This is a genomic window from Alkalihalobacillus deserti, from assembly GCF_020734105.1.
Taxonomy (GTDB): domain Bacteria; phylum Bacillota; class Bacilli; order Bacillales; family Bacillaceae_D; genus Halalkalibacter; species Halalkalibacter deserti.
Genome location: NZ_JAJAFR010000012.1, coordinates 16,402 through 43,098, shown reverse-complemented (window position 1 = coordinate 43,098; position 26,697 = coordinate 16,402). Strand labels below are relative to the sequence as shown.

At 35.3% G+C, this 26,697-nt stretch carries 24 protein-coding genes, 1 other RNA gene, 1 pseudogene and 1 riboswitch; of the genes and pseudogenes, 23 read left to right on the top strand and 3 right to left on the bottom strand.

The features are described 5' to 3' along the window. Nucleotides 1–92 precede the first annotated feature (92 nt). The 6 genes from LDX58_RS18015 to LDX58_RS17990 all read left to right on the top strand — a co-directional run bounded on the left by LDX58_RS18015 (nucleotide 93) and on the right by LDX58_RS17990 (nucleotide 5,912). Nucleotides 93–1,790, top strand: coding sequence for a spore germination protein (locus tag LDX58_RS18015; protein WP_227938204.1), 1,698 nt, complete (start codon nucleotides 93–95; stop codon nucleotides 1,788–1,790). Next, on the top strand, nucleotides 1,735–2,856 hold the full coding sequence (locus tag LDX58_RS18010; protein ID WP_227938203.1) for a GerAB/ArcD/ProY family transporter: 1,122 nt from the start codon (nucleotides 1,735–1,737) through the stop codon (nucleotides 2,854–2,856). Before LDX58_RS18015 ends, LDX58_RS18010 begins: the two co-directional genes overlap by 56 nt. Further along, a complete protein-coding gene (locus tag LDX58_RS18005) occupies nucleotides 2,849–4,054 on the top strand; it encodes a Ger(x)C family spore germination protein (RefSeq protein WP_227938202.1) in 1,206 nt (401 codons plus the stop codon). Before LDX58_RS18010 ends, LDX58_RS18005 begins: the two co-directional genes overlap by 8 nt. A gap of 17 nt (nucleotides 4,055–4,071) precedes the next feature. Next, nucleotides 4,072–4,275: a CLC_0170 family protein gene (locus tag LDX58_RS18000; protein ID WP_227938201.1), complete on the top strand. Its 204-nt coding sequence runs from the start codon at nucleotides 4,072–4,074 to the stop codon at nucleotides 4,273–4,275. Between the two features lie 179 nt (nucleotides 4,276–4,454). Beyond that, a non-coding RNA gene (gene ssrS / locus LDX58_RS17995) (6S RNA) lies at nucleotides 4,455–4,638 on the top strand. 104 nt (nucleotides 4,639–4,742) lie between these two features. Then, entirely contained in the window at nucleotides 4,743–5,912 is a 1,170-nt protein-coding gene (locus LDX58_RS17990; protein WP_227938200.1) for an LL-diaminopimelate aminotransferase, read from the top strand. Between the two features lie 60 nt (nucleotides 5,913–5,972). Here LDX58_RS17990 and LDX58_RS17985 read toward each other — a convergent pair whose 3' ends face one another. Then, nucleotides 5,973–7,070 (bottom strand): glycoside hydrolase family 15 protein, encoded by a 1,098-nt coding sequence (locus LDX58_RS17985; protein WP_227938199.1) that lies wholly within the window; start codon nucleotides 7,068–7,070, stop codon nucleotides 5,973–5,975. A gap of 334 nt (nucleotides 7,071–7,404) precedes the next feature. Here LDX58_RS17985 and LDX58_RS17980 point away from each other — a divergent pair, with 334 nt between their 5' ends. The 4 genes from LDX58_RS17980 to kynA all read left to right on the top strand — a co-directional run bounded on the left by LDX58_RS17980 (nucleotide 7,405) and on the right by kynA (nucleotide 10,128). Beyond that, nucleotides 7,405–7,605, top strand: coding sequence for a cold-shock protein (locus LDX58_RS17980; protein WP_227938198.1), 201 nt, complete (start codon nucleotides 7,405–7,407; stop codon nucleotides 7,603–7,605). A 227-nt stretch (nucleotides 7,606–7,832) separates the two neighbouring features. Continuing rightward, on the top strand, nucleotides 7,833–8,363 hold the full coding sequence (locus LDX58_RS17975; protein WP_227938197.1) for an autoinducer: 531 nt from the start codon (nucleotides 7,833–7,835) through the stop codon (nucleotides 8,361–8,363). A gap of 240 nt (nucleotides 8,364–8,603) precedes the next feature. Continuing rightward, nucleotides 8,604–9,155: a YkzI domain-containing protein gene (locus tag LDX58_RS17970; protein ID WP_227938196.1), complete on the top strand. Its 552-nt coding sequence runs from the start codon at nucleotides 8,604–8,606 to the stop codon at nucleotides 9,153–9,155. A gap of 115 nt (nucleotides 9,156–9,270) precedes the next feature. After that, nucleotides 9,271–10,128 carry a tryptophan 2,3-dioxygenase gene (kynA, locus tag LDX58_RS17965; protein WP_227938195.1) on the top strand — a complete coding sequence of 286 codons (858 nt, stop codon included), beginning with the start codon at nucleotides 9,271–9,273 and terminating at the stop codon, nucleotides 10,126–10,128. A 145-nt stretch (nucleotides 10,129–10,273) separates the two neighbouring features. Here the strand turns inward: kynA and LDX58_RS17960 are convergent, their stop codons facing one another. After that, complete coding sequence (locus LDX58_RS17960; protein ID WP_227938194.1) at nucleotides 10,274–11,053, bottom strand: TatD family hydrolase; 780 nt, start codon at nucleotides 11,051–11,053, stop codon at nucleotides 10,274–10,276. A 206-nt stretch (nucleotides 11,054–11,259) separates the two neighbouring features. On the opposite strand from LDX58_RS17960, the gene LDX58_RS17955 reads away from it, so the two are divergent. Then, complete coding sequence (locus LDX58_RS17955; RefSeq protein WP_227938193.1) at nucleotides 11,260–11,838, top strand: hypothetical protein; 579 nt, start codon at nucleotides 11,260–11,262, stop codon at nucleotides 11,836–11,838. Nucleotides 11,839–12,120: 282 nt separating this feature from the next. After that, nucleotides 12,121–12,516 carry a DUF2203 domain-containing protein gene (locus LDX58_RS17950; RefSeq protein WP_227938192.1) on the top strand — a complete coding sequence of 132 codons (396 nt, stop codon included), beginning with the start codon at nucleotides 12,121–12,123 and terminating at the stop codon, nucleotides 12,514–12,516. Nucleotides 12,517–12,735: 219 nt separating this feature from the next. On the opposite strand, the gene LDX58_RS17945 is transcribed toward LDX58_RS17950, so the two are convergent. Beyond that, nucleotides 12,736–13,926 (bottom strand): M14 family metallopeptidase, encoded by a 1,191-nt coding sequence (locus tag LDX58_RS17945; protein ID WP_227938191.1) that lies wholly within the window; start codon nucleotides 13,924–13,926, stop codon nucleotides 12,736–12,738. A 498-nt stretch (nucleotides 13,927–14,424) separates the two neighbouring features. On the opposite strand from LDX58_RS17945, the gene LDX58_RS17940 reads away from it, so the two are divergent. From LDX58_RS17940 to LDX58_RS17890, 11 genes and pseudogenes are all read left to right on the top strand, one after another. Next, nucleotides 14,425–14,631, top strand: a complete 207-nt coding sequence (locus LDX58_RS17940; RefSeq protein ID WP_227938190.1) for a KOW domain-containing RNA-binding protein — start codon at nucleotides 14,425–14,427, stop codon at nucleotides 14,629–14,631. Between the two features lie 315 nt (nucleotides 14,632–14,946). After that, complete coding sequence (locus LDX58_RS17935) at nucleotides 14,947–16,770, top strand: assimilatory sulfite reductase (NADPH) flavoprotein subunit (protein WP_227938189.1); 1,824 nt, start codon at nucleotides 14,947–14,949, stop codon at nucleotides 16,768–16,770. A gap of 29 nt (nucleotides 16,771–16,799) precedes the next feature. Then, a complete protein-coding gene (gene cysI / locus LDX58_RS17930; RefSeq protein WP_227938188.1) occupies nucleotides 16,800–18,518 on the top strand; it encodes an assimilatory sulfite reductase (NADPH) hemoprotein subunit in 1,719 nt (572 codons plus the stop codon). A gap of 269 nt (nucleotides 18,519–18,787) precedes the next feature. After that, nucleotides 18,788–19,765 carry a ring-cleaving dioxygenase gene (locus LDX58_RS17925; protein WP_227938187.1) on the top strand — a complete coding sequence of 326 codons (978 nt, stop codon included), beginning with the start codon at nucleotides 18,788–18,790 and terminating at the stop codon, nucleotides 19,763–19,765. A gap of 976 nt (nucleotides 19,766–20,741) precedes the next feature. Beyond that, on the top strand, nucleotides 20,742–21,476 hold the full coding sequence (locus tag LDX58_RS17920) for a sulfite exporter TauE/SafE family protein (RefSeq protein WP_227938186.1): 735 nt from the start codon (nucleotides 20,742–20,744) through the stop codon (nucleotides 21,474–21,476). A 298-nt stretch (nucleotides 21,477–21,774) separates the two neighbouring features. After that, the gene (locus tag LDX58_RS17915) at nucleotides 21,775–22,293 is read left to right on the top strand and encodes a DUF2243 domain-containing protein (protein WP_227938185.1); all 519 of its coding nucleotides are present in this window, start codon (nucleotides 21,775–21,777) and stop codon (nucleotides 22,291–22,293) included. A 73-nt stretch (nucleotides 22,294–22,366) separates the two neighbouring features. Then, on the top strand, nucleotides 22,367–23,107 hold the full coding sequence (locus LDX58_RS17910) for a cytochrome c oxidase assembly protein (protein WP_372459240.1): 741 nt from the start codon (nucleotides 22,367–22,369) through the stop codon (nucleotides 23,105–23,107). A gap of 157 nt (nucleotides 23,108–23,264) precedes the next feature. Further along, nucleotides 23,265–23,643 (top strand): annotated as a pseudogene (locus LDX58_RS17905) (DUF302 domain-containing protein). Nucleotides 23,644–23,723: 80 nt separating this feature from the next. Then, the gene (locus LDX58_RS17900) at nucleotides 23,724–24,077 is read left to right on the top strand and encodes a YidH family protein (protein WP_227938183.1); all 354 of its coding nucleotides are present in this window, start codon (nucleotides 23,724–23,726) and stop codon (nucleotides 24,075–24,077) included. Nucleotides 24,078–24,696: 619 nt separating this feature from the next. Continuing rightward, complete coding sequence (locus LDX58_RS17895; protein ID WP_227938182.1) at nucleotides 24,697–25,008, top strand: hypothetical protein; 312 nt, start codon at nucleotides 24,697–24,699, stop codon at nucleotides 25,006–25,008. Nucleotides 25,009–25,151: 143 nt separating this feature from the next. Then, nucleotides 25,152–25,229, top strand: a riboswitch (ZMP/ZTP riboswitch). Nucleotides 25,230–25,397: 168 nt separating this feature from the next. Further along, nucleotides 25,398–26,594 (top strand): phosphoglycerate dehydrogenase, encoded by a 1,197-nt coding sequence (locus LDX58_RS17890; RefSeq protein ID WP_227938181.1) that lies wholly within the window; start codon nucleotides 25,398–25,400, stop codon nucleotides 26,592–26,594. Nucleotides 26,595–26,697: the final 103 nt, after the last annotated feature.

Here is a 26,697-nt window from a genome sequence, read left to right as displayed (position 1 = left end):
TTGAAGTGACAAAATAAACAAAACTCTGTGAGGAAAAGTCTATTGGGAAATCATTACCTGTTTTCCGTTAGTTCAAGGGAGGTTAACTTTAATTGAGATTCAAACATAGGAAACCTACAATATTACGGAAAATTAATAAAAGTAAAGTGAAAAAAGCACCAGATCAAATAATAGATGACTATCAAAATAAAAGCATTGATACAAATTTAAATCAATCAATTCAGCTAATTGAACGCTTACTTGGTGTAAGTGATGATTTTGTTATTAGACGTTTTCATGTTTTTGGTAAGTACAAAGCGGCAATGGCTTACTTTGAAAATTATAATAGCAAGGACGATGTCCAAGATACATTAAAGTCTTTTATGTACATCCCTAGACATTTGGATCACGAAAAGATAGATAAAGTAGACTTAAAGGATATTTTATTCAATGAAGTACTTTTCCGAGCTGATATTAAGTTAGAAGATCAAATTTCTACTATTTTACAAGCCATAATGGAGGGAAATGCAGTCGTTTTAATCGACGGGTTAAACGAAGCTTTTCTCTTCGGGAACCGGAATGTTGATAAACGATCGATCGATAATCCAGACACAGAACGAGTCATTCGTGGTCCGCGTGAAGGATTTATTGAATCGTTACAATCTAATCTTGCTCTCTTACGCTACCGGCTACAGACTACAGACTTTCGGATTAAATCGATGAAGATTGGTCGGTTAACGAAAACAAATGTAGCGTTATGTTATGTAGAAGGAATTGCTGATCCTAGGCTGGTTGAAGAGGTAAAGGACCGAGTAGTCGCTATCGACATCGACAGCATTGCCGATTCAGGCTATTTAGAGCAATTTATTGAGGACAATCACATGTCTCCTTTTCCGCAAATCCAAAATACAGAGCGACCTGATAAAGCGGTTTCGGCGATGTTAGAGGGGAAGGTCGTCCTCCTTACTGACGGCTCTCCTTTTGCTCTCATTGCCCCTGCTGTTTTTGCCCAATTTTTTCAAACGGTTGAGGATTATACAGAACGTTTTGTTATGGGGAGTTTACTTAGATTGCTGCGTGTTTTAGCATTATCGTTTGCTTTATTTTTCCCATCTTTTTATGTCGCCATTATCGCATTTAATCCTGAATTAATTCCAACAGATTTTGCAATCGCAATAGCGAGTGGGAGAGCAGGAGTCCCATTTCCAACGATTATGGAAGTTTTATTTATGGAAATAGCAATGGAAGTACTTAGAGAAGCGACGGTTCGGTTGCCGCAGCAGGTAGGTGGGGCTCTTTCTATTGTTGGGGTTCTTGTCATCGGACAAGCAGCAGTCGAAGCTGGGTTTGCTAACCCGATTACTGTTGTCGTTATTGCTTTGACAACGATCGGTTCCTTTGCAACACCAGCTTATAACGCAGCAATTGCGCTAAGGATGCTTCGTTTTCCATTAGTTATTATATCGGGTACTTTTGGATTAATTGGTTTGATGTTTGGATTTATTTTAATCATGAATCATATCCTTTCGTTAAAATCGTTTGGCGTCCCGTATTTGACACCAATCGTACCAGGAGATTTTCAAGGAATGAAAGATACGATCATCCGGATGCCGCTTTGGAAGATGCCAAAACGACCTGGACAGTTTCATCCACAAAATCAAGATCGCCTAGGTGATGACGTCATTGCTGAATTTAATCAAGAACAAAGCAATCCATTAGATTTACAAGCCGGTCATAAAAGGTGGGATAAGACAAATGGAGTTTCCAAAAAAGATAACGGCAATCCAAACAGCGATCATAACCGCCAGTAGCATTATTGGCACTGGTATGTTGACAATTGCAAGAAGAGCGGTTGAATTCGGAGATACTAGTGGCCCGCTCCTCACTATATTTGGAACGCTCGTAGCCTTTATAGCGGTTTGGATCATTTGTCAACTCGGAAAAAAGTTTTCAGGAAAATCCATTTTTCAATATAGTGAAGAGATTATTGGTAAATGGCTAGCTCGCTTTTTTAGTGTATTGATTATTTGGTATTTGGTTGTCTTAACAGCTTTTAACGCCCGTGAATTCGGTGAGGTGGTAAAAACCACGGTGCTGCATGAAACACCTTTAGAAGTTATGGTACTGGCAACACTCGTTTTAGTCGCCATTTCAGTACGTAATAATATAACAACTTTTGCTTATATACATCATTTTTATTTCCCGTTGATTTTCGCACCTGCTTTATTGATTAGTATTTTTTCGTTAAAACATGCAAATGTGCTTTATCTTCAGCCAGTTATGGGGAACGCTCCAACAAATCCTATGGCAGGAATACTATTAGTTGCAGCAATGTTTCAATTATCATTTATTTTAACGATCGTGATCCCAGCAATGCGAGAGACACAACAAGCGTTAAAAGCTGCTACCTGGGGAGTCATTTTTTCAGGAGGACTTTATTTAATTATTGTAATCGCTAACCTAGCTGTTTTTGGGTCCGAAGAGATTAAAGGCTTAATGTGGCCAATGTTAGAATTAACAAGGATAACGACATTACCTGGCGAAATACTTCAAAGGTTAGATGCTGCCTTTTTAGCTGTTTGGGTGACCGCTGTCTACACTACAATATTTTCCAGTTATTTCCTCTGCATTTATGCAATAAAGCAAGTGTTTCATTTTAAAGACCATAAAATGTTTTCTTTTTTAATCCTGCCATTTGTTTTTTTTATATCATCTATCCCGCGTAATGTGCTAGAGATGTATGACATAATTAGGGTCGTTGAGATGGTTGGTCTTGTTATTACATTTGGTTATCCATGCTTATTACTTGTCATAGTGTGGGTTCGCAAACGAAAAAGGAAGAAAGGAATCGAAAGGAGTCTAGACCAACATGGTTAAGTTATGTCTTAGCTTCTTGATTCTTTTGGGGCTCACACTTTTGAGCGGGTGTTGGGACTATATCGATATTGAAGAAAGAGCCAATGTATTAGGGATAGCATTCGATGTGGCAACTGTTGAAGAAATAGAAAAGGAAGCCGAAGTTACACATGAAAATAAGAATGCCTCGTTTCCTCAACAATCCTTGGTGAAATTGAATGTTCAAATAGCAATTCCGGGAAAACTTCCGTTAGGTACAGGCGGCGATTCGGGCCAAAGTGGGAAAGAAACGGTTAAAGTGGTGGAGGTTACTGGTCGAACAATTGATGATGCATGGGAAAACCTCGAACAACAAATTTCTCTTCCTCTATATATGGGGCATTTACGAGTTTTGGTTGTAAGTGAAGAGTTCGCAAGGGCTGGTTTGGAGCATGGGGATTTTCTAAAAAGAAATCCTCAACTAAGACGAACAGCATGGTTGATTGTTTCACAAGGAGCGGCCGCTAAATACATGGAGATTGATCCTGAATTAGCAAGAATTCCTTCATTATATTTAGTAGGAGCGATTGATGAAGCGATTAGAATCGGGAAATTCCCTGAAGAGTATATTGGGAAGTTTTGGAGTAAAAGTAAAAGTTTGGGGCAGTCTCCTATACTTCCTTATGTTACGCTTAAGGAAAATGGGAATCTTGAAATTTCTGGTCTTGCTTATTTTCGGGAGGCGAAGCTCATCGGTACAACAAAAGCGCTAGAGATTGGTCGTTATATGGCGATTATGGAAATCAATCCTGGCGGTTATTCCCTGCTACTTCCAATTCCTGAAAAGGATGCGACGATTATGTTTAATGCAATTAAGCGGAAGTCGAACTTTAAGATCGACATGAATAATGGGATTCCATATATAAGAATTCATATTCATGCAGATGGAGAGATAGCTGAAGTGATTAGTGAGGAATTAGAGCTAAACACGGAAAACATAAAAGACATTGAAAAAGCGCTTGAGAAGGCTGCAGAAGAAAGCTTTATCAAAATGATCAAAAAAACACAAAACGATCAAGCCGACATCTTTGGTTTTGGTGAGCATGTCCGAGCAAAACAACGAGAGTATTGGAATAAGAACATTAAAACGAAAGAAAAATGGCTTGAAATATATAAAGACGTACCAGTGAATATAGAAGTATCAATTAGTATCAAAAGAGTTGGAATGAAAAATGAGTAGAGGGGGATGAGGAACTAATGAATCAAGATGGAGTTATTAACATTATGGTTCTCTTATTCTTAATTTCCGGAGTGTTCGCTTTAGTTCTTGATGACAAAATTTACATGCGTGATAAATTGATAAATGAAAGGAAAATAGCTCGTTTGTTAGGATGGATCAATGTAAGTCTTGGTTTAATGACTTATGTAGGGAGTTGGGTTTATAATCTATATTTTTTTTAAGTTGTTTATCAAAAGTGATTAAAGACCTATAAGCCTTCTACAAGTGCATATCGTCAGCGGGTTGAATCATGTCCACAACTGAGTAAAAAAAGCTATGTGGCTATGCATAAGGTTTCACCCCACCGCTTATTACCTACACTTACCATTGTACGTAGATCTTTTATCATGTACTATATGTTTATAAGCTGCATTGTTCGTGGTTAATATATGTTTCAACCTTTATACTTATTTAGGGAGTTTTACATCGAAACATCGAAGTCAAGCCTTCATTATGTAGAGGACGACTGAAGTGTTTTTGCAAACACCCACTTCGAGGAGTGGTGGTTTGGAACTCTATTATTAAGCGGCAATTGCGGCTTTACATAACGCAGTAAAAGTGTCAGTTCTATATTAGGACTGGCTTTTTTATTCACTTATAGAAAGGTTTCTTGTTATAATTGAAAAAAAACTAGCAGTGAGGTATCGTCATGGCAATTACGTTTTCAAAAAAAATGAATGAATTTCAAACGAGTATCTTTAATGAACTGGCTGTTTACAAAAAAGAAAAAGTGGACGCCGGTCATGAGGTGATTGATTTAAGTATTGGGAGTCCGGACTTATCTCCACCTGACTATGTAATGGAAGAATTAGCTTCTCATGTTAAAGATCCAACCCTTTACAAGTATTCTTTAGATGGAACGGCTGAATTACTTCAAACCATTTCAAATTATTATACATTGCAATATGATGTGGATCTCTCACCAGAAAGTGAAGTGCTAATGGTAATGGGGTCGCAAGACGGGCTCGTTCATTTACCTGTTGTACTAGCTAACCCAGGAGATATCATTCTAGTACCAGATCCAGGATATACAGCTTATGCGGCTGGCATTGCAATGGCGGGAGCAACCCCTTATTTAATGCCACTTACACAAGAAAACGGTTATTTACCTGATTTAACATTAATTCCTGAAGGAGTCCGTTCAAAAGCAAAAATGATGATCTTGAATTATCCAGGAAATCCAATTCCTACTATGGCAACAAAGGAGTTTTTTGAGGATGTTGTGAAATTTGCTTGTGAAAATGATGTTGTCATTCTTCATGATTTTGCTTACTCCGAATTGTATTATGGTGAGAAGCCGATCAGTTTCTTATCGGTTGATGGCGCAAAAGAAGTAGGAATCGAATTTAACTCCTTATCTAAAAGCTTTAATATGGCAGGGTGTCGTATTGGATATGTAGCCGGGAACTCCGAAGTTCTTGAAGGATTAAACCGATTAAAATCAAATTTAGATTATGGAGTCTTTCTGCCGATACAGAAAGCCGCTATTGCTGCTCTCAAGTATTCTTCAAGTTTTAGTGATGACTTAAGAGCAACTTACAAAAAGAGAAGAGATATTTTTGTAGAAGGGTTGAAATCTTTAGGTTGGAAAGTGGATGTCCCTAAAGCATCGATGTTTATCTGGGCCAAAGTTCCTGCTCCTTATTCATCGACAGAGTTTGCTTATAAGTTAATAGACAACACAGGTATCCTTACAACTCCAGGAGTAGCTTTTGGAACTTATGGGGAAGGGTATCTACGCATATCCCTTGTACAACATGAAGATATTCTGCAAAAGGCTGTGGAAAATTTAAGAGAAAGTGGACTGTTTCAAGGATAGATAAGCGGAGAAAAAAGACTCAGAAAAAACCGCAGTCATGCCGATTGCGGTTTTTCTTTGTTAAATAATCTTATTTCTTTTATCGTGATAATCTTTTTCAATATATTGTGATGTCAAACCTCGCCTTTCTTCTGCCAAAATATACATGGCACTAGACCAGCCAAGAGGGGTATTAGGATTAGGAAGATCAGAGTCAGCAAAAAAAGCTTCTGGTAAAATTCCATTTTCTAACATGACTTCTTTTGTTCTTTTTAAAAAATAGATTGAGCGCTCGTGATCACTTAACGTTTGATAACACAATGATAGCCATGGAAGTCCAAACGTCCATTCTGCCTCTGTCCCATAATATAAGGATCGATCATGTAGTCGTCCATATTCCTTTTCAACACTTGAATAATAACTGTCCCCTTGGTAACGAATAACTCCATTTGTACGCAATAAGGTTTTTTCTATCTTTTCTATAAGGAACTTTGCCTTATCACCTTCATACAGTCTATAAGGATAGATAAGACTTAGTTGGGCTAGATCAGCATCCTTAGATGAACTTTCTCTTGGAAACAAAGAATTTAGTGTATCCCAACCATTATCGATAGCTTCTTGTGGAACGAACACAATTGTTTGTACCGCTTTTAGACCAGCAACGCATGCTCCTACGCTACTTGCATGGACCTCTTGAGCTTCTTCCCACATTCCATTATCTTCATCTTCCCAGTAGTTACAACATATGAGATAGTAAACAAGCTTCTGAACAATGGCATGATCTTGTTCGTCTCGAAATATAACTTTGTTATGTTCTTGTATGCTTGTCCCAACTGCATATAAGAATGCCCCAATCATATCATGTTGAGCATGACCCCATTCTTGATGATGAATTTCAAATCCTTTAGGGCAATACCTAGCATGAATATACTCAAACATGGCTTGAGGACGTTGATTTGTATGAAACGAAATTTTCCATTCGTAACGACGGAACACATCAAGAATAGCTTGCATAGTTGAGATAAACGTATCACAAGGTTTGTCCATATAAGGGAGAGACATATATACCGCATCTCGTATCCAAAAATAATGATAGTCCTTTGATAGACTGGCTAAGTATAAGTTATTAGGTTGTCTTAATTTAGTTAATAGCTGATAGCTTTCTTTTAGACGATTCATTCCAAGAGCCTCCCATTTCATTCAAAATTTTGGAGAAGAAAAGATATATCTTTATCTTTTTAACCTAGAATGAACGACCGTATACTTGATAATGCTAAGAAAAATGTGTAACAAGTAGAAAATTATATATGACAATTTAAAGAGCCGACTTTTAAAAAAAGAATATTCATTAAGTATAATGTCCAACTGAGGCACAATTATAAAGGGAACAACGAATATATCAATCAGGAAATTTTTTTATTTCAAAAGAAAGTGACTCATTTGGGTTTAAAAATTTACTTGAGAGGATATAATAAAAATGCAAGATTAAGCTACATGCTAGGAGGAAATAACAATGGAACAAGGTAAAGTAAAATGGTTTAATGGTGAAAAAGGGTTTGGATTCATCGAGCGTGAAGGTGGAGAAGATGTATTTGTACATTTCTCAGCAATTCAAGGTGAAGGATACAAATCACTAGATGAGGGTCAAGAAGTTACCTTTGACATAGAAGAAGGACAACGCGGACCACAAGCAACCAATGTACAAAAAGTATAAGAAAAGTTAACTGAAAAAAAACAGATCTCTAAAAGGGATCTGTTTTTTTCTCTTTTGAAATCTCATTTTTCGTTAAGTGAACCAACTTTATCCGTCCATGCCTCTTGAGTCTGTGAATATCTGAAGTCTATTCGAGTGTCATTATAATAAGAATAATTTAAACTAAGATTAAGCATAATACCCTTAATTGGTTGAAAGAGGAATTCAAAAATGGGGGTAATAAAAGTATGAAAATAAAGCTCATAATTTGGGTAGTGCTTGCTGTAATAGTTAGTTTCAATTTTCTTAATAACCCACAAACAAAAGCAAATACTCACGATGAAAAGCAAATAGAGGAGTTTGTTAAAGGAAATAACTATATGCCTGTTAGGGAAGCGATTGCCTTATTTGAAAAGAAGGTAAACAAAAAAGTAAGCCTTCCTACCTCACTACCTTTTGAACCTACACACCGTTATGGGAAAGTAACTGATAATGGAGATTTGCAAATTCACTATATGAATGTGAGTAACGATCACCACGAAGACTTTATCTTTTATGTTATGTATCCTGAATCTGAAATTGATCAACACATAACACAAGAAGATAAAGTAATTACATTAGATGATGGAAATAAAGCATATTTTAGAGTTAACAGTACTCATCTTCGCAGTTTGGCTTTCAAGAAAAATGGTTGGGCTTACTTAATTGGAGGAAATCCAAAACAAAATGCGAAATACAATGTTGATGGGTTAATTGAAATAGCTAATTCCATTAAATAAGAAATGAAAAGGAAGATGGGTCTACTCATCTTCCTTTTCTTAATTTAAAAATCAATTCTTACTTAGAGAACATTTTTATAAGGGGAAAGTTTACTAGTTCCAACTTCCCAAATTGCTGACACAACGATAAATAGATTAAGTCATAATGTATAGAGCAGCTTACTATAGTAATAATAAGCATTTTTTATCTTCATTCCAAGCTTCATTAAATCAAATTAAAATAAAAAATGAGGTGAGTAGATGAGGTTTTTTGCCCGATTCTCAAATATAAACTTAGAAGTTAATTTATCGATGATTTATACATTCCTAAAACAAGTGAAAGAAACGTATTCTTATAAATGGGTAAGAAAAACAGACTATAGAATTCTTATTATTTATGGAAATGAAAATCACCAACTGCTATTTCAAGAAAAAGATAACAAAGTATTTTTATCTATACAGGAATTAACAACAAATGATAAAATGTTCGCGCTTACATTAAATCAACTTTTATTTAAAGCGAGAAAAAAACAGAGGGAGATCCTTAGTATTAAAGAAACACATACAACCAAAACAAAGAAGATTATACACGATCAATCAGCCGTTAAAAAGCATTTGAATAAAATTGACCAAGAAAAGGTCGTAACATTATCTAATAAGAATCAACCGACAGAATACGCCATTCAGACAGAAATAGATTATTTATTGATGGACTTATATGAGGCCATGCAAATCCAAGATCAAGAAAGGATGTCTTGGTGTAAGCAAAGGTTAGAAGAAATGGTACGATTAAAAAGCAAAGAGACATATTAACGATACACTGAACTATTGTGAACGCTAACATTTACTAACTGATATAAATATATAATGAAATTCGGCTGGTTATTTGTGTGTTTCATTGTAAGAAAGTGAAAATTAGGAGGTCAGTATGTCTCAGAAGCCTAATGAATCGATTAATAAATCAAATGAATCAGACAGGGGAATTCATACAGATTTTACAAACAAGATGACATACAGTAAATATTTAAAACTAAATGAAATCCTTACTAGTCAAAAGCGTTTATCGACGCATCATGATGAGATGCTATTTATCATCATTCACCAAGTCAGTGAATTATGGATGAAGCTCATTCTGCACGAAATAAATGCAGCTATTCAATCTATAAAGACAGATGATTTCTCAACTTCATATAAGCGTTTGGCTCGAGTCACAAAAATACAATTACAAATCATTCAAGTATGGGATGTTCTTTCTACTTTAACGCCAGCTGAATATATCGAATTCAGAGATTCTTTAGGGCAAGCTTCAGGTTTTCAATCTTACCAATATCGACTAATTGAATTCGCTCTAGGTTATAAAACTAACCATATTCTCAAAATCTATAAAAAAGAGCCGGAGTTAAAAGACAAACTTGAAAAAGCTTATATTGCGCCTAGTCTATATGATGTTGCTATTTTAGCACTTGCAAAAGCAGGGTTTGAAATTAATTCTGCAATCATAAATCGTGATTTCTCCAAACCCTATGAATCAGATGTTTCAGTCAGAGAAGCGTGGCTAACAGTTTATCGTAATGTTGATCAATATTGGGATTTATATCAGTTGGCTGAGAAACTCGTTGATATTGAAGATTCACTTCAGCAATGGCGATTCCGTCATTTGAAGACAGTCGAACGAATTATTGGGTTTAAGGTGGGAACTGGCGGTTCTTCTGGTGTCAATTATTTAAAGAAAATTTTAGATCAACGTTTTTTCCCTGAGTTATGGGATTTGCGAACAGAAATATAAGCACTTTTGAAAGATAAGGAAAAGCAAAATTTAAAAATTATTTTGAATCGTCAGTTCCTATTAACTAATCTCGTTTCATGCTGTAGCGTTTCGACGTAAAAGTGGAAGCTCGTATTTTAGTTTAAGCCGTCACTCAATAGATCCTTTACTCTATGACACCATACGAGCTATAACATTGTTTTACATTTAAGGTCGTTTGTCTTTTAATTTCATCTTCAGTTGTATTCTTTAAGTTTGCTAGTACACGAGTGATTTCTAATAAAAAAGGTGGTTCTGTCTGTTGATTTTGAAAAATACCCTCATATTTCCATGGACCATCTGTTTCCATTAAAAGCTGAGCAAGAGGTACATTACAAGCTAACAGTTGATCACGTCCCCGATAACATACCTCAGGTGTAAGAGAAATATAATAGCCCGCGTTGACGATTTGATTAACCACTTGTTTAGGTGCCTTTAACCAATGAAAATGCGCATTTTTAATTTTATAATGTTGTAGTAAAGAAAGCACGATGTGAGCTTTATCATGAACTGCATGAAGAGCAACTGGTAATTGATGGACGTCTGCTTCATATAAATAGTGCTTTAACACCTCAATGTGTTGGTCAAGAGTCTCAGGTAATTTATCTAAGTTATAATGGGGCAGTCCTATTTCTCCAATTGCCGTTATTCTCTTACGTTCAAGGCGGAGTAACGACTTCCACTCTAGAAAGTCTTGTTTAAGTGGTAGAGCCAACTCCGGATGAAAGCCGATAGATGCTAATACAAAATCGGGGTATTTACTTTGTAATTCTAATGTCTGGTAAGAAGAGACTAAATCATTTGATACAGCAACAACCTTTCTAACTCCTGCTTTTTTCCATTTTTCTATATAGCTATCAAGTGTACCTGAATCGTAAAGGTGTAGGTGGATATGAGAATCGATCATCGAGACGTTTCACCTCTTTCGGAAATGATCTTACACTTATACGTTTATATGCCTTTCTAAAGTCTATTCAATTAAGTAGATCGTGTCTTTCATCTTACGCGAAACGTTTCATACATTCTTTTTCTATTCATTAATACAATTTAATAGAAGGATTAGTCTTATTATAATGGATGTCCAAACCGTTTGAAATAGTCAGGAGGTGCTCTGTGATTATAAAGGAATCCTTGCATTTCATTTACGAGAAGGAAGACTATTTATGGCGTCGCTTTAAAATATCAAGAAAACATGCGCACCATGGACTTGAGGGTATATATGCAACTTCCAAATGGCTACAAACCTCAATTTTCAAAGAGGTAGTTCGAGATTTAACTTGCTATCTCTCTGATGAACCGATAAATTTCCCCGGAGAGTTAGCGATTGATGATGGAGACACATTTGAACCAGTCATCTATATTAACATCATGTCTGTAACAGAAAATTTTCAAAATAAAGAATACCTAATCGATTTAAAGAAAAATCGTACAACTTGTTTTGAGTATGCTGCATTTGTTCTTTTACATGAAATAGGACACTATATACATGCACTAATAGGAGGTAGTGGTCAAAGTAAGAAAGAGAGATTATTTGATTACTTTGATCGTGGTGAATATCATTATGACCGTTTTATTGAAACGATGAAAAATGGTGATACTTATGAAGAAAAGAAAAGATATAGAAATATTCCACATGAAAAAGCTGCCGATAATTTCGCTCGACAATATATTGACCTTATTTGCGATAGGTAACTATATTTTATAAGGAGAACTCCGAATCTATTAATCAAAAAAAGTCCAGGTTTTTTAAAGAGCACCGAAAAAGGTACGATTTTCACCTTTTTTGAGTGCCCTTTAAGCATGAACGGAACGTTGCTTTGTTTTAAAGCCTGCTATGAGTGGGTTTCTCATAGTAGGCTCGTAACGTGTGGAGCCATTGCTACTTCCTCGAATTTGCTAAAAGGGACTTTTTCAGTAGCCCCGATTTTTTATTGTGGTTTTTTTTTGTTATACTAGATTTGGAGGTGTTGTAGGATGTCTAAAAAATATTTCACAATTACTGAAGCTAACATATTGTTACCAATACTTGAAAAAGAACTTGTTGAACTACAACAATTGAAAACTAGTTATCAATATAAAGAAAAAGAATTAAGGATGATAAAAGAAAAATCAACCCATAAGTTGCAAACAGATACAGAGATAATCTTTATAAAGGAAAGCGAACTTGAATTCATGGAAATGCAAGCACAATTATATTTGTCTAATATTCATTCATTCGGGGTTCAATTGAAAGATATTAACCTAGGACTTTTAGATTTCCCAGCGTACATTAATGGAGAAGAAGTGCTTCTTTGCTGGAAACAAGGAGAAACGGAAATTACACATTATCATTATACGCATGAAGGTTTTAATGGGAGGAAGAAGTTATAATCTGAATAAAGAAAAAAAAGAAAGCACACGTGGAGGCCACTGAAAAAGGTACAATTTGTAGATTTTTCAGTGGCCTTTAAGCAATGAGCGCAACTTGTGAAGTCATTGCTGTTTCCTCGAATCTGCTAAAAAGGTCTTTTTCAATGCCCTCGAAAAGCAACTCTTTTCAGTAGCCTCAGAGCTGCGTTCCTTTTTTATGAAGATAAGACAAAAGTCCGGTTACATATATAAACTAGCGAGAAATATTCCTAAGTTCTCTTGATAGATTTCATCAAATTGAGCCACAGGTAGGGGATTCACTCCTCTACCTAATTCAATCGTAAATCCCGGTTTCCTATATTCCTGGATGAACCAATCCTTATAGCCTGCAAAACTTTGTACATATCGAACGGATCGATAACCACTTACTCTTTCAAACTCATTAACAAGTGCTTTCGATTCTAGAGGCTCCAATCCTTGAAATCCCCAATAAATCACTTTTCCTTGTGTATGATAAGCTAATACACGATCAAAGTTAGATTCCCTTGTTAAACGGGCAATTGCTAACGCTTCTGGTTCTGTTAATGGACTCTCTCCAGGATAATCCCGTGGAGCTGGTTGACTCGGTTTTAATTGCGATTCTGCTTCCCAAAGTGCAGGATATTGATTATTTAAGTCGACACCTCGAATATTGGCTTTCCAACCTGAAAAATCGGTGCTTCCATTATTAATAGATAGCACATTTGACCGAAGGGGTTCGCTATTTGGAGGACCATGAATGACCAAGTCTACTCCATCAGGATTAACCATAGGTACTATAGAGAGTAGGCTTGAATCATAAAACGTAGACATATCTAATCCTCTTATTGTTCTCCTATTAGTCATAGCTAACAAATATTCATTTACTGTTTGTATTAAGATGGGTGTAGTGATCCACTCATGGGCATGAAAGGAACCATTCATATGGACTTTTTTTGCACCTTGACCGATTTGAAGCTCAGTTATGTTCTTCCCCATTACCGATCGTCCAATAGAGCGATTTACGATAAATGGATAAATTTCAATCAGTTGATTAATATCATTCGTTAAAGAAGCATAATCATACGCTCTTCTTCCTTGAACAATTGGATTTTCAACCCTTACAGGAAGATTAATTCTCTGTCCGATTTGAAGAAAATAGGGGTCAAGTGTCGGGTTAACCAATTGCAACATATCCGGATGAAAGCCCAATCGATTAGAAATGACCCAAATTGTATCTCCAGGTTGAATAGTATAGAAATTCACATAATAACCTGGTACTCGAATGATTTGTCCAATTTGCAGTGCATTAGGATTTACATCAAGATTAGAATCAACAATTAAGGGTAAAGGAATATTAAAAAGTTGACTATAGTACCAAAAGCTGTCTCCTTGCCGGACTCTAATATTCATTAGCTGAATTCCTCCCTCTTTTAATGATATGAGCAAAAAGAGGTGATTTATGATATTAATAAAGTTGAAAGATTGATTATTTGATGGGGAGGGAGAAATTTAGTTCCTACTCCTACTTCGCTTGTGAACGGTTTATCGGCTAATTAGAAATACATCAAATTTTCGACAAAATTCAGTATTATTTTTAAATTACTAGTAGCTTTAAAAACCTCAATTAGCTTATAATAGAATAGCTTATTGTTTTTTTAATTCACTTAAGATATATAAGGTTTACACAAGTGAAATTAAGGAATCAATCAGTAAATAATCCTTTTTAATTTACGGAAGAATTAGCTAAACATTCCTCTTCAAAATAAAAAAGGAAAATTAATCATTCGAAGCGTTGTATCCAACTTTCATAAACTATTCTTATTAGAAGTAAATTTAAGTTTATATTTGTATGACATTGAATGTATTAAAAACCAATTTGACTCAAACATTAACTAACGGGGGTGCATTATGGGAAAAGAAGCTGAAGAAAAAGAACACGACATTGAAATAGGAGATAAAATCAAGGTGATAAATGGTGAATATGATGGTGAAGAAGGAAATGTGATTAACGTTTACAATAACACTGTAGCTATTGAATTCAATAATATTTTCACCAAAGATAAAAGTAAGTACCGAACTGTCATCAAACATGATTATTATCAACGCTTAAACTAAAATTAACATTTTTAAACCTTGAGATTACTCAAGGTTTCTTGTTTTAAGTTAAATTATTTTAACGCCAGCGATGTGTGCTTTCTAAATAAACCGGCACATAAAGTCTTAATTTGACTGATGAGACGTTTATGAGGCTTGCTGTAAAAGCATTATAAGTAATTTAAATGATTAAAATTATAAAACCATATTTGACTGATCGGATTAATAGACTTACGATAATATTAGACATTTTACATAAGAAGCAATTGTTTGTGTAAGTCATTATCGAAAAATGGCGAATAATAAAATTTATAATCCTTTGTGAGGTGGATATAGTTGCAACTCCAGGTAATGAACAGTCCGTTTAACCAAGAACAGGTAGAACTCCTAAATAACCTTCTGCCAACCCTAACAGAATCACAAAAAGTTTGGCTAACTGGTTATTTAACTGCATCCCAGGTAACTTTAGCTTCGGGAACACCAGAAGTTTCAACGGCAGTGGTTTCTACTCAAAATAATGTACAAAGCATTTCAAAAGATGTGACCATTCTGTTTGGATCACAAACAGGTAATTCGCAGAGACTTTCAGAGAGTACAGCAAAAAAATTAGAAGAGCAAGGATTTAAAGTTACAGTCTCTTCTATGAGTGATTTCAAACCAAATAACCTGAAAAAAGTCGAAAATCTGCTTATTGTAGTAAGTACACATGGCGAGGGTGAGCCACCTGATAATGCGATATCGTTCCATGAATTCCTTCATGGTAGACGAGCGCCTAAACTTGCTGATCTCCGTTTTTCTGTGTTATCACTCGGAGACAGCTCATATGAATTTTTCTGTCAAACAGGAAAAGAATTTGACCAACGACTCGAAGAACTCGGTGGAACAAGAATTTATTCGCGAGTTGATTGTGATCTCGATTATGATGAGCCAGCAGCTGAATGGATCGGAGGAGTCATTGAAGGGTTAAGTGACGTAAAGCAAGATGGAGATTCTGTAACAGTTCCTGGTACTTCTCCTCAGGCTAACGACACTACCTATTCACGAACTAACCCATTTAAAGCTGAAGTCCTTGAAAATCTAAATTTAAATGGTCGTGGCTCGAATAAAGAAACACGCCATCTTGAATTATCTCTTGAAGGTTCTGGTATCACGTATGAACCTGGAGACAGTCTGGGTGTTTATCCGGAAAATGATCCTGCCTTAGTGGATCTGATCCTAAAGGAATTAAATTTTGATTCAACAATAGATGTAACAGTGAATAAACAAGGAGACGTTCGTTCATTAAAAGATGCACTTTCATCTTACTTTGAAATTACTGTTTTAACCAAACCACTTTTAGAGCAAGTAGCTAAGCTATCATCGAATAAGGAGTTACAAGATCTTTTATCACCGGGGAATGAAGCAAAAGCGAAAGAGTACCTGAATGGACGCGATTTACTTGATTTAATCCGCGATTTTGGACCAGTGGGTGAAACAGCACAAGACTTTATTTCAGTTCTTCGTAAAATGCCTGCACGTCTTTATTCAATTGCGAGCAGTATTGCTGCAAATCCAGATGAAGTGCATCTGACTATTGGAGCCGTTCGATACGAATCAAATGGTCGCGAACGTAATGGTGTTTGCTCAATTCTGTGTGCCGAGCGTTTACAACCAGGTGATACTCTACCAATTTATATTCAACAAAACCCTAACTTTAAATTGCCAGCTAATCCTGATACGCCAATTATAATGGTTGGTCCAGGAACGGGCATTGCGCCATTTCGTTCTTTTATGCAGGAACGTGAAGAAATGGAAGCACAAGGAAAATCATGGTTGTTTTTCGGAGATCAACATTTCGTAACAGATTTCCTTTATCAAACAGAATGGCAAAAGTTAGTCAAAGACGGTGTTTTAACGAAAATGGATGTTGCTTTTTCACGTGACACGGCTGAAAAAGTCTATGTACAAAACCGCATGCTTGAGCATAGTAAAGAATTATTCGGGTGGCTTGAAGAAGGAGCCTTCCTATATATTTGCGGAGATGAGAAACAAATGGCGCACGATGTTCATAAAACACTTATCGAGATTATCGAAAAAGAGGGCGGCATGCCAAAAGAAAAAGCAGAACAATACGTAGCGAATATGCAACAGCAAAAACGTTATCAACGCGATGTATATTGATAAATTGGAACGAAAGGAGTTTATTTAACATGTCGAAACAACTATTAAAATCACCAGAAGGTACGCCAAGTGATGTAGAGCGTATAAAAGAAGAAAGTAATTATTTACGTGGAACATTGGCAGAAACGATGTTAGATCGGCTCAGTTCAGGAATTTCTGATGATGACAATCGTCTAATGAAATTTCACGGAAGTTATTTACAAGATGATCGAGATTTACGTAATGAGCGTCAAAAACAAAAGCTTGAGCCTGCTTACCAATTTATGCTACGCGTTCGAACGCCAGGCGGTGTATCAACACCAGAGCAATGGTTAGTTATGGACGAACTAGCTCAGAAATACGGAAACGGTACGTTGAAATTAACTACACGCCAAGCGTTTCAAATGCACGGGATTTTAAAATGGAATATGAAACAGACGATACAAGAAATCCATGCATCCCTTTTAGATACGATTGCTGCCTGTGGGGACGTTAACCGAAACGTGATGGTCAACCCAAATCCAGAGCAATCTGAGATTCATTCTGAAGTATTCAAATGGTCGAAACAGTTAAGTGATGATTTATTGCCTCGTACTAGAGCTTATCATGAACTGTGGCTTGATGAAGAAAAAGTGGCTAGTACACCAGAAGTTGAAGAAATCGAACCGATGTACGGCCCCCTTTATTTACCGAGAAAGTTTAAAATCGGAATGGCGGTGCCACCTTCCAATGATGTAGATATCTACTCCCAAGACCTTGGATACATTGCCATTGTTGAAAAAGGGAAACTTATAGGTTTTAATGTAACAATTGGTGGAGGCATGGGGATGTCCCATGGTGACAAAGAAACCTATCCACAACTAGGTAAAGTGATTGGCTTCTGTAAACCAGAGCAAGTCTATGATGTAGCTGAAAAAATCATTACCATTCAGCGTGATTACGGTAACCGATCTGAGCGTAAAAATGCTCGTTTTAAGTACACGGTTGACCGACTTGGGCTTGATACAGTTAAGGATGAACTTGAAAGCAGACTAGGTTGGAAGTTAGAAGAGGCTAAGTCATTTCATTTCGACGATAATGGCGACCGCTATGGTTGGGTAAAGGGACTAAAAGGAAAATGGCACTTCACTTTATTTGTTCAAGGTGGTCGTATCGTAGACCTTGATGAATACAAACTAATGACTGGCTTACGTGAGATTGCCAAAATTCATAAAGGTGATTTTCGCTTAACAGCCAATCAAAATTTGGTTATTGCAAATGTTTCTACACAAATGAAGAAGCAAATTACCGAGCTAATCGAGCAATACGGTTTAACAGATGGTAAGCAGTATTCTGCAATCCGCCGTAGCTCGCTCGCATGTGTCTCTCTTCCTACATGTGGTTTAGCGATGGCAGAAGCAGAACGTTATTTGCCTGTTTTAATAGACAAGATCGATGAGCTTATGGATGAAAATGGATTAAGTGATAAAGAAATCACGATACGTATGACCGGCTGTCCAAATAGCTGTGCTCGTCCGACACTTGGTGAAATTGGATTTATTGGGAAAGCTCCTGGTAAATACAATATGTATCTTGGTGCAGCTTTTGACGGAAGTCGTTTAAGTAAAATGTATCTTGAAAATATCGGTGAAAAAGAAATATTAAATGAATTACAAGTTCTTCTTTCTCGTTATGCAAAAGAACGAGAAGATGGCGAACACTTCGGTGATTTTGTGATTCGCGCTGGTGTGATCAAAGCCGTAACAGATGGAACTAATTTTCATGCTTAATAGCTAATCCATTAGAGACAGAAGTTGCTTCTGTCTCTTTTTTGTGTTTATCAGCCTTTCTTAGAAATGAGCTACGTAAAAAAGAATAAAAAATATCCTAACCTTGATTGACAACTAATTTATACCTGTGATATATTTGTCTCGAAATAGAGATAAATTAATTAGAGGTATGTTTTACTGTAAAGTAAGCTGTTAAATATTAGAAAAAATAAAGAATTAGAGTTGTGTAACAAATCCTAAAAAAATACAGATTAATTGGAGGAATAAAATTGAATGAATTAAAAGGAATACATCATGTAACAGCTATTACTAGTAGTGCAGAAAAGAATTATGAATTTTTCACTTATGTGTTAGGAATGCGCTTAGTAAAAAAAACGGTTAACCAAGATGACATTCAAACATATCATCTCTTTTTCGCAGATGATAAAGGGAATGCAGGAACAGATATGACATTCTTTGATTTTTCAGGAATTCCCAAAGGGACGCATGGTACAAACGAAATATCAAAAACCTCTTTCCGCGTACCAAATGATGGAGCATTAGATTATTGGATTAAGCGATTTGATCGTCTTGACGTAACTCATACTGGTATCAAAGAACAATTTGGTAAAAAGACACTTTCTTTCATTGATTTTGACGACCAGCAATATCAGCTCATCTCAGATGAACTTGATAATGGAATTGATTCAGGTACACCATGGCAGCAAGGACCCATTCCATTAGAATTTGCGATTACAGGGTTAGGCCCGATATTTATTCGTGTTGCACAATTTGATTATTTAAAAAAAGTGCTGGAAAAAGTATTATTATTTAAAGAAATAAATAAAATAGGTTCATTGCATTTGTTTGAAATGGGTGAGGGAGGAAACGGCGCCCAAGTTATCGTTGAACATAACGTTCTACTTCCTCAAGCAAGACAAGGATTCGGAACGGTTCACCATGTAGCTTTTCGAGTTGAAGATCGTGCTGTCTTAAATGAGTGGATCGAACGTTTACCAAGTTTCGGACTTCAAACATCTGGTTATGTCGATCGCCACTTCTTTGAATCTTTATATGCACGCGTCGCACCACAAATTTTATTTGAATTTGCGACAGATGGACCAGGTTTCATGGGAGATGAGCCATATGAAACTTTAGGGGAAAAATTATCATTACCTCCATTCTTAGAACAAAAACGTGAAGAAATCGAAAAATTAGTTCGCCCAATTGATACAGTAAGAAGCACGAAGGAATTTTCTAAAGAATAAGATTATAAGTATAACATGTTAAAGAAAACTAACATTCAACCGAAGATAAGAAAGAAGCATGATACCAGGCTTCTCTTTTTTATTATTTTTATCGGTATTTATTACGCTTTAGCAGGTGAAATTATACCTAAGTTCATACTGTAGACTCAAACATTTTGTGTTCATTTACTTTGAATTTCCACAACGTTTTTGTATGATGATACACGTTCTTAAGCTACTGTCATAAATAATAATGCTTCAAATATACTTTCATTATTATACTTGGAAAGGAGAGATGAAAATGTATTATGCGCGATTCATGTTTTATAAACTTAGGAAAGATCAAAGAATACTTGCAGAAAGAGTAACTTAAAAAATAGATAAGATCAGTAGAAGTTTGTTTGGGTTCAGGGGGAATGTATATTTTTTTGATCCTGCAGCTAGCGAATATAGAGCTTTGAATTATTGGAAAACAAAAGCTGATGCCGAAGAAGCACATAAAGTGTACTTCCCAAATTAGAGACTGAACAAAAGAATGCTACAAATGAGAAACCGACATATAAAATTTTTGAAGTATATGATCCAAGTGATGATAAAGACTTGTTGTTTTCTCATACTATCTAAAATGAAATTGTTAATCTCTTAGCAAGAGGGAAATTGTATTTAAGATTCCTTCGCACTGTGTTATAATTACCTAGGTAAATACTTTATTTACATAGGTAATTATTATATCAAAATATGAGAATATTGTCGCTTCTCTTAAAATGTATACAAAACATAACGACATTTCCACATTAATTATAAATTAATAATATCGTTATGATAAGACTTTTATTATAAATTATCATATTCACATTTGAATTCTACTTTAAGGAAGGTGAACCAAGCAGAAATTTATAATAATTATTATTTTTAAATTCTAGAACAGTAAAGTGCGCTGGAATATGGATTTTTTCTTTCTAATAGCTAATAAATAGTTTAATAGGGATAGATGCTTATGCTTTGGGAATTGGTTTGGTTTATTCTAATTGTACTAATAGGTGGTTTTATTCAAGGGGCCAGTGGTTTTGGTTTTGGTTTAGTTGCTATGGGCTTTTTACCTCTTATGTTGTCGTTAAAAGAAAGTACATTAATTGTAATTGCTTTGTTATTAGTCGCTTCTTTAAGCATTATTTTAAAAGTCTATAAATATATAGAATTAAAAGCTTTATTTGTAATAATAGGTTCAGCTTTAATAGGTCGAATTATTTCTTTTGTTGTTCTTATTACATATGGGGAACTAGAGGCCCTTAAACAGTTTTTGGGCTTCTTTTTACTTGGCATGGTCATTTATTTATTTTTAAATAAAAAGAAAAATCCATCAAAAATTGCTATGAAACCGCTCATTCCTATAACGCTTGGATTTTTGGGTGGGTTTATAGGAGGAGTATTTGCTGTTGGTGGTCCTTTTTTTGTCTTTTATTTTTTGATGCTTTATGAAGAAAAACATAAATATAACGCAAATCTCCAGGTGACAGTTGTCATTACAAGTTCATTTACTTTACTCTTACACGGTGTAAATGGCGATTTTAGTTCAACATTTTACTTGTATTTCTTAATAGGAGTTGTAGGTGTTTTTATCGGTACTATGTTAGGTCTGAAATGGTTTGAGAAACTTCCTTCTAATCTCATAAAAAAATTCGCTATGGTCATGGTGACAATTGCAGCTATTAACTTAATCCTTTTCAGTTAATATTGTTGAAAATCACCAACTAAGAAAGTCTTATACACTTTGTATAAGGTCTTTTTGTTTTATATGTTTGAAAACAAGTGGAACATCAACAGCAGCATTCAATATTTAAGGAATATGGAAAGCAAGTTGAAATGATTAAAATTACCAACTTAGACGTACATAAGTAACGTTTGAGAACTAAAGAAAACTTATTTTGAATAATGATTATAAAATATTCGTTCGGGCTAAACTGGGAGGGATATATAAGGCAGGAGGTATCTACACATTAGGTTAAAATAACTAGCAAGAGGAGGATAAAATGAATAAAGAACTAAATCATTCTAAAAATAGTTCAGCTTTTGTCAATCGGTATCTATACTCGACTCGAAACCTCTGGTCTGGTATTTTGTTTGGTTTAGGTCTAATTGCCTTTGTTGACGAAATGGTGTTTCATCAGCTATTACACTGGCATCATTTTTACGACAAATCAACGACTAATGTTGGCTTAGTCTCAGATGGTTTGTTCCATGCTTTCAGTTGGTTTGCAACCATTGCTGGCTTATTTTTGTTTTCCGATCTCCGTCGTAAAAAGGCCTTATCTCTTACTAGGTGGTGGGGAGGAGTTTTGCTTGGAGCAGGTTTCTTTCAATTATACGACGGTTTAATCCAACACAAACTAATGCGACTACACCAGATCAGATATGTAGAAAATGTATTAGTTTATGATGTGATATGGAATCTCATTGCTATTGCTATGGTTATAGCAGGAATCATTCTTATTAATCAAGCGAGACGTGGAAAACTAAAAGGAGGAGCTGTTTCAACTGAACACGCATGAACATATCCATCATGAAACTTTTAGTCACGATGAAATCGGATTCATTTCCCAGCTGATCTTGATGCTCCCTTTTTTGATAGGACTCAACGTTTATATACTTTCTGTGGTCATTTCAAATCGCAAATACAAACAATGGCCAGTCTATCGTATTATATGTTGGGTGGCTGGAGTAGTTTTTGCTACCATTGCAGTAGCTGGCCCCTTAGCAGAGCGCGCGCATGTAGATTTCACGGCACATATGCTTGGACATTTACTCCTTGGAATGTTAGCTCCATTTTTAATGGTATTAGCGGCACCAATGACTCTTTTATTACGTACTATTAATGTTTCACTAGCAAGACGTCTTACGAGATTATTAAAAAGTCTACCGATTCGGATTGTAACTAATCCTATTGTTGCATCCTTGCTCAATGTAGGTGGATTATGGATTCTATACACATCTGATTTATACAAAATTATGCATGAAAATATAATTCTTCATGTAATTATTCATGTCCATGTATTTCTGGCTGGCTATGTCTTTACCATATCAATGATTTATATAGATACAACCCCACATCGAACTAGTTATGTCTACCGTTCCATTGTATTGGTACTTACTTTGGCTGCTCATGGAATCTTATCAAAATACATCTATGTAAATCCACCGACTGGAGTATTTCCAGCTCAAGCAGAAATCGGAGGTATGCTTATGTACTACGGGGGAGATGCCATTGACATGATGATTATTTTTATTCTTTGCTTACAATGGTACAAAGCTAGTCGACCTCGAATTTCAACAAATTTGGGTTATTATTCATTCAGAAGAAGTTGAGATCCGGTATAGAGTATAGAATAAATTAAGAAAGATACCGGACTCACTATAGAAGGAAAATATAAGAATAGATAAGCCTAACCGTTTGACTTTGTATATACAGTTAATTTAACGCATACCCATACTAGTATATAAACGTCAAAAAAGGAGAGGTAAGATGTTTGATTATACAGTTGAATCAAGAAGCGGAATGGAAGAAACAATCGAAAAACTAAAAACAACATTAATGGAAGAAAAGTTTGGTACTTTATGGGAATTTGACATTCAGGCTAAACTACAAGAAAAAGGGTTAGAATTAACGAACCTTACAAAGTTTTGGAAGTGTGTAATCCCCATGAAGCCAAAAGAGTGTTAGATAAAAATAAGATGATCGGATATTTCTTGGTATAATTGTGGTCTACAGTGAACAAGGGAAAACAAATATTGGCATGCCAAAACCTTCTGCTTTAATTCAAAATGTAAATGATGAACAACTAAGTAAGATTGCATTGGATATTGAGAAAAGGCTAAAATCAGCAATAGATAAAAGTATTTGATAGTTATTTAAATCTCTTATGAAAGGTTTTGACAATTAACTTAATAATAAGAGGCTTATTTTGATTGGAGCTTTAGAGATATGAAACAAACCAATGAATCTAAATATATACAACAGCATCTAGCAAATGAAAGAACGTATTTAGCGTGGATTAGAACGTCCATAGCGATTATTGGTGTTGGTTTTTTAGCGACAACCCTGCATTTTAATACGCCGATAAATGAATACGTAGATCATACACTTGCGATGTTTATTAGTTTAATCTCTCTTTTACTTGGACTTCTTACGATTATCCTAGCAACCATTACCTATTTTCGTACTCGGACATCGATCAATACACAAACATTCCACTCTTCATTTTTAATTATTGTTTATATGACTACCGTGATATGCTGTATTATACTTTTGTTTTCAGGTTACTATTTTTTAATTTAAAATACGGCTTGACTCAATACCGCTATAGATAATATAGGGCTATAAATAGCGAAGAGAACAAATAAAAGTAGAGATTACAAAAGAAGTACAAGATCGTACCATAGGAGGAAAAAAACATTTATACGTTTATCTGAATTTAAACAATAAATGATCCGAAGTTTTTCGTTAGCTCCTAGTAGGATTCATCTTCTTACTATATAGAATAGTGAAGAGTGATCCGCCCTAAACAGGTCGAACTATGGAATTTTGCAACATACAAAGTGTCTCCTCTTGTAGAAATCCTAAATTCAAAAATAGAAAACTAACTGTGCTCATGTGCTCATAAGATAAAAGCGAAAAAAAATAATTCGAAGAGAATAAAGAATGATATAAAATTTCACGTAATGTTTTAATCCTCTTCAGTAGTTGTTGAAGTAAAACCTATATTCCAATGATGGGTTTAGGTTAGAGATGTTAAAGAAAAATCATATGAAAGCTAAACTAAATAATCCTGAGTGTACAACTCCAGATTTTATTTTGGTTCAATTAAAAATTCAGATAAACGTTAAATGTGTATCACTTATTATGGTAATACTAAAATACATAATTAAAAAGTAAGACTATCAAGGAGGGGGAAACAGTGCCACGAAAGGCTATTCCTATAGACGAGAAAGCGAATTATAATGAAACGCATGAAAAAGAAAATATAAAAAACGAAATCGCAAACTTAAGTCGCTTATTATCCGCTGTATTAAATTATCTATCAGACGATGAAGAAGAGGAAATAGATATTGAATACCTTTTTGATAATACAGAAGGGTTAAGAGAATGGTGGGAGCAATATCGGGAAAGAAACAGAAAAATGATGGAAGAAGAAATAAAAAAATCTCTAAGTGTACTCTCTTTAGAAGAACTAAAAAACATCCGTGAAAAAATAAACGAAAAACAATAAAACCTCTTAATTAATTTGATCTTGTCAAATTAATTGATCTCAACCGAACCGAAAAATTGAAATGCAAAAATCTTTCTTAAATTGGTACATGTTTGAGGTTGAAGAATGGTGGAGAATTTGATAGAATAAATATAATAAATTAAAAGACTATGTGTGACTGGCGAACGCGGATAACCGCGAGGGAGCTCATAGTGTCGTAGCCGTTCGCCTGGGCAGAGGTAAGGGAAGTTATCCCTTACCTCTTTCTGTTTAATTGGAGGGGGTAGCGGATACCACTTATAAAATGTTATTATGGTAATTACAGAATTTGAAACTTTGATTAATTGGAAAACCCCTTGCTTTAATTTAGAAATTTGAAAAAGCATACAAGAGAAAAAGGAGATAATAAAATGAGCACAATAACTTCAGAAAAAGTGAAAACAATTAAAACATTAAATAACATATCAGAAAGTGGACTAAAAGTATTCAAGGATAACTATACTGTTGACAATGACAATGAAAATCCTGATGCCTATCTTCTACGTAGTTTTAACATGCATACAATGGAATTCGGCAATAATTTAAAAGCAATTGCACGTGCCGGTGCAGGTGTCAATAATATTCCGGTCGACAAATGTTCAGAACAAGGAATTGTCGTTTTCAATACACCTGGTGCTAACGCGAACGCTGTAAAAGAACTTGTATTAACCTCATTAATGGCCTCGTCTCGTAACCTGTTTGCTGGTGTGAATTGGACAAAGACATTAGCAGGTGAAGGTGAACAAATTTCAAAGCTTGTAGAAGCAGGAAAGAAACAATTTGTTGGAAAAGAAATTAAGGGAAAAACTCTAGGTGTAATCGGTTTAGGAGCGATTGGTGCACTTGTAGCGAATGATGCACTCGATTTAGACATGGATGTGATTGCGTTTGACCCGTTCATCTCTGTTGATGCAGCTTGGAGCTTGTCCCGCAATGTACAGCGGGCTATGACGATTGAACAGCTTTTTGCTAACTCTGATTATATTACTGTACACGTTCCGTTCACTAAAGACACAGGTGGAATGTTTAACGAAGAAACATTTAGCATCATGAAGCAAGGTGTTCATATTTTGAATTTCTCACGTGGGGAGCTTGTAAATGAGAAAGATATGGCAGCTGCACTTGAAAGCGGAAAAGTTGGTAAGTATATTACTGACTTCCCGAATGAAAATGTGTTGAAAATGAAAAACGCAGTTCCAATCCCACATCTTGGTGCTTCTACAAAAGAATCAGAGGAAAACTGTGCCATTATGGCGGCTCGTCAGGTGAAGGAATTTTTAGAAACAGGAAACATTAAAAACTCAGTGAATTTTCCAAACGCTTCGCTTCCTTATACAGGAAAACGACGTGTGACAGCATTCCACCAAAACGTTCCGAACATGGTTGGACAGATCACATCTGCTTTATCAAATTTTAATTTGAACATCGCTGATATGGTTAACAGAAGCCGAGGAGAATACGCATATACGGTGATTGATATTGAAAATAACGTAAACGGCGATATTATTCCTAATTTGGAAGAAAAAATTAATCAAATCAAAGGTATCGTTAAAACCCGTATTATTTAAAACTTCTTTAAATTAAAATAGAAAATAAAGAGTGGGTGACTACTTTATTACTTTTCCCCCTTAAATGAATAAAATTAAAGAAACCAAGCCTATAATGGCTTGG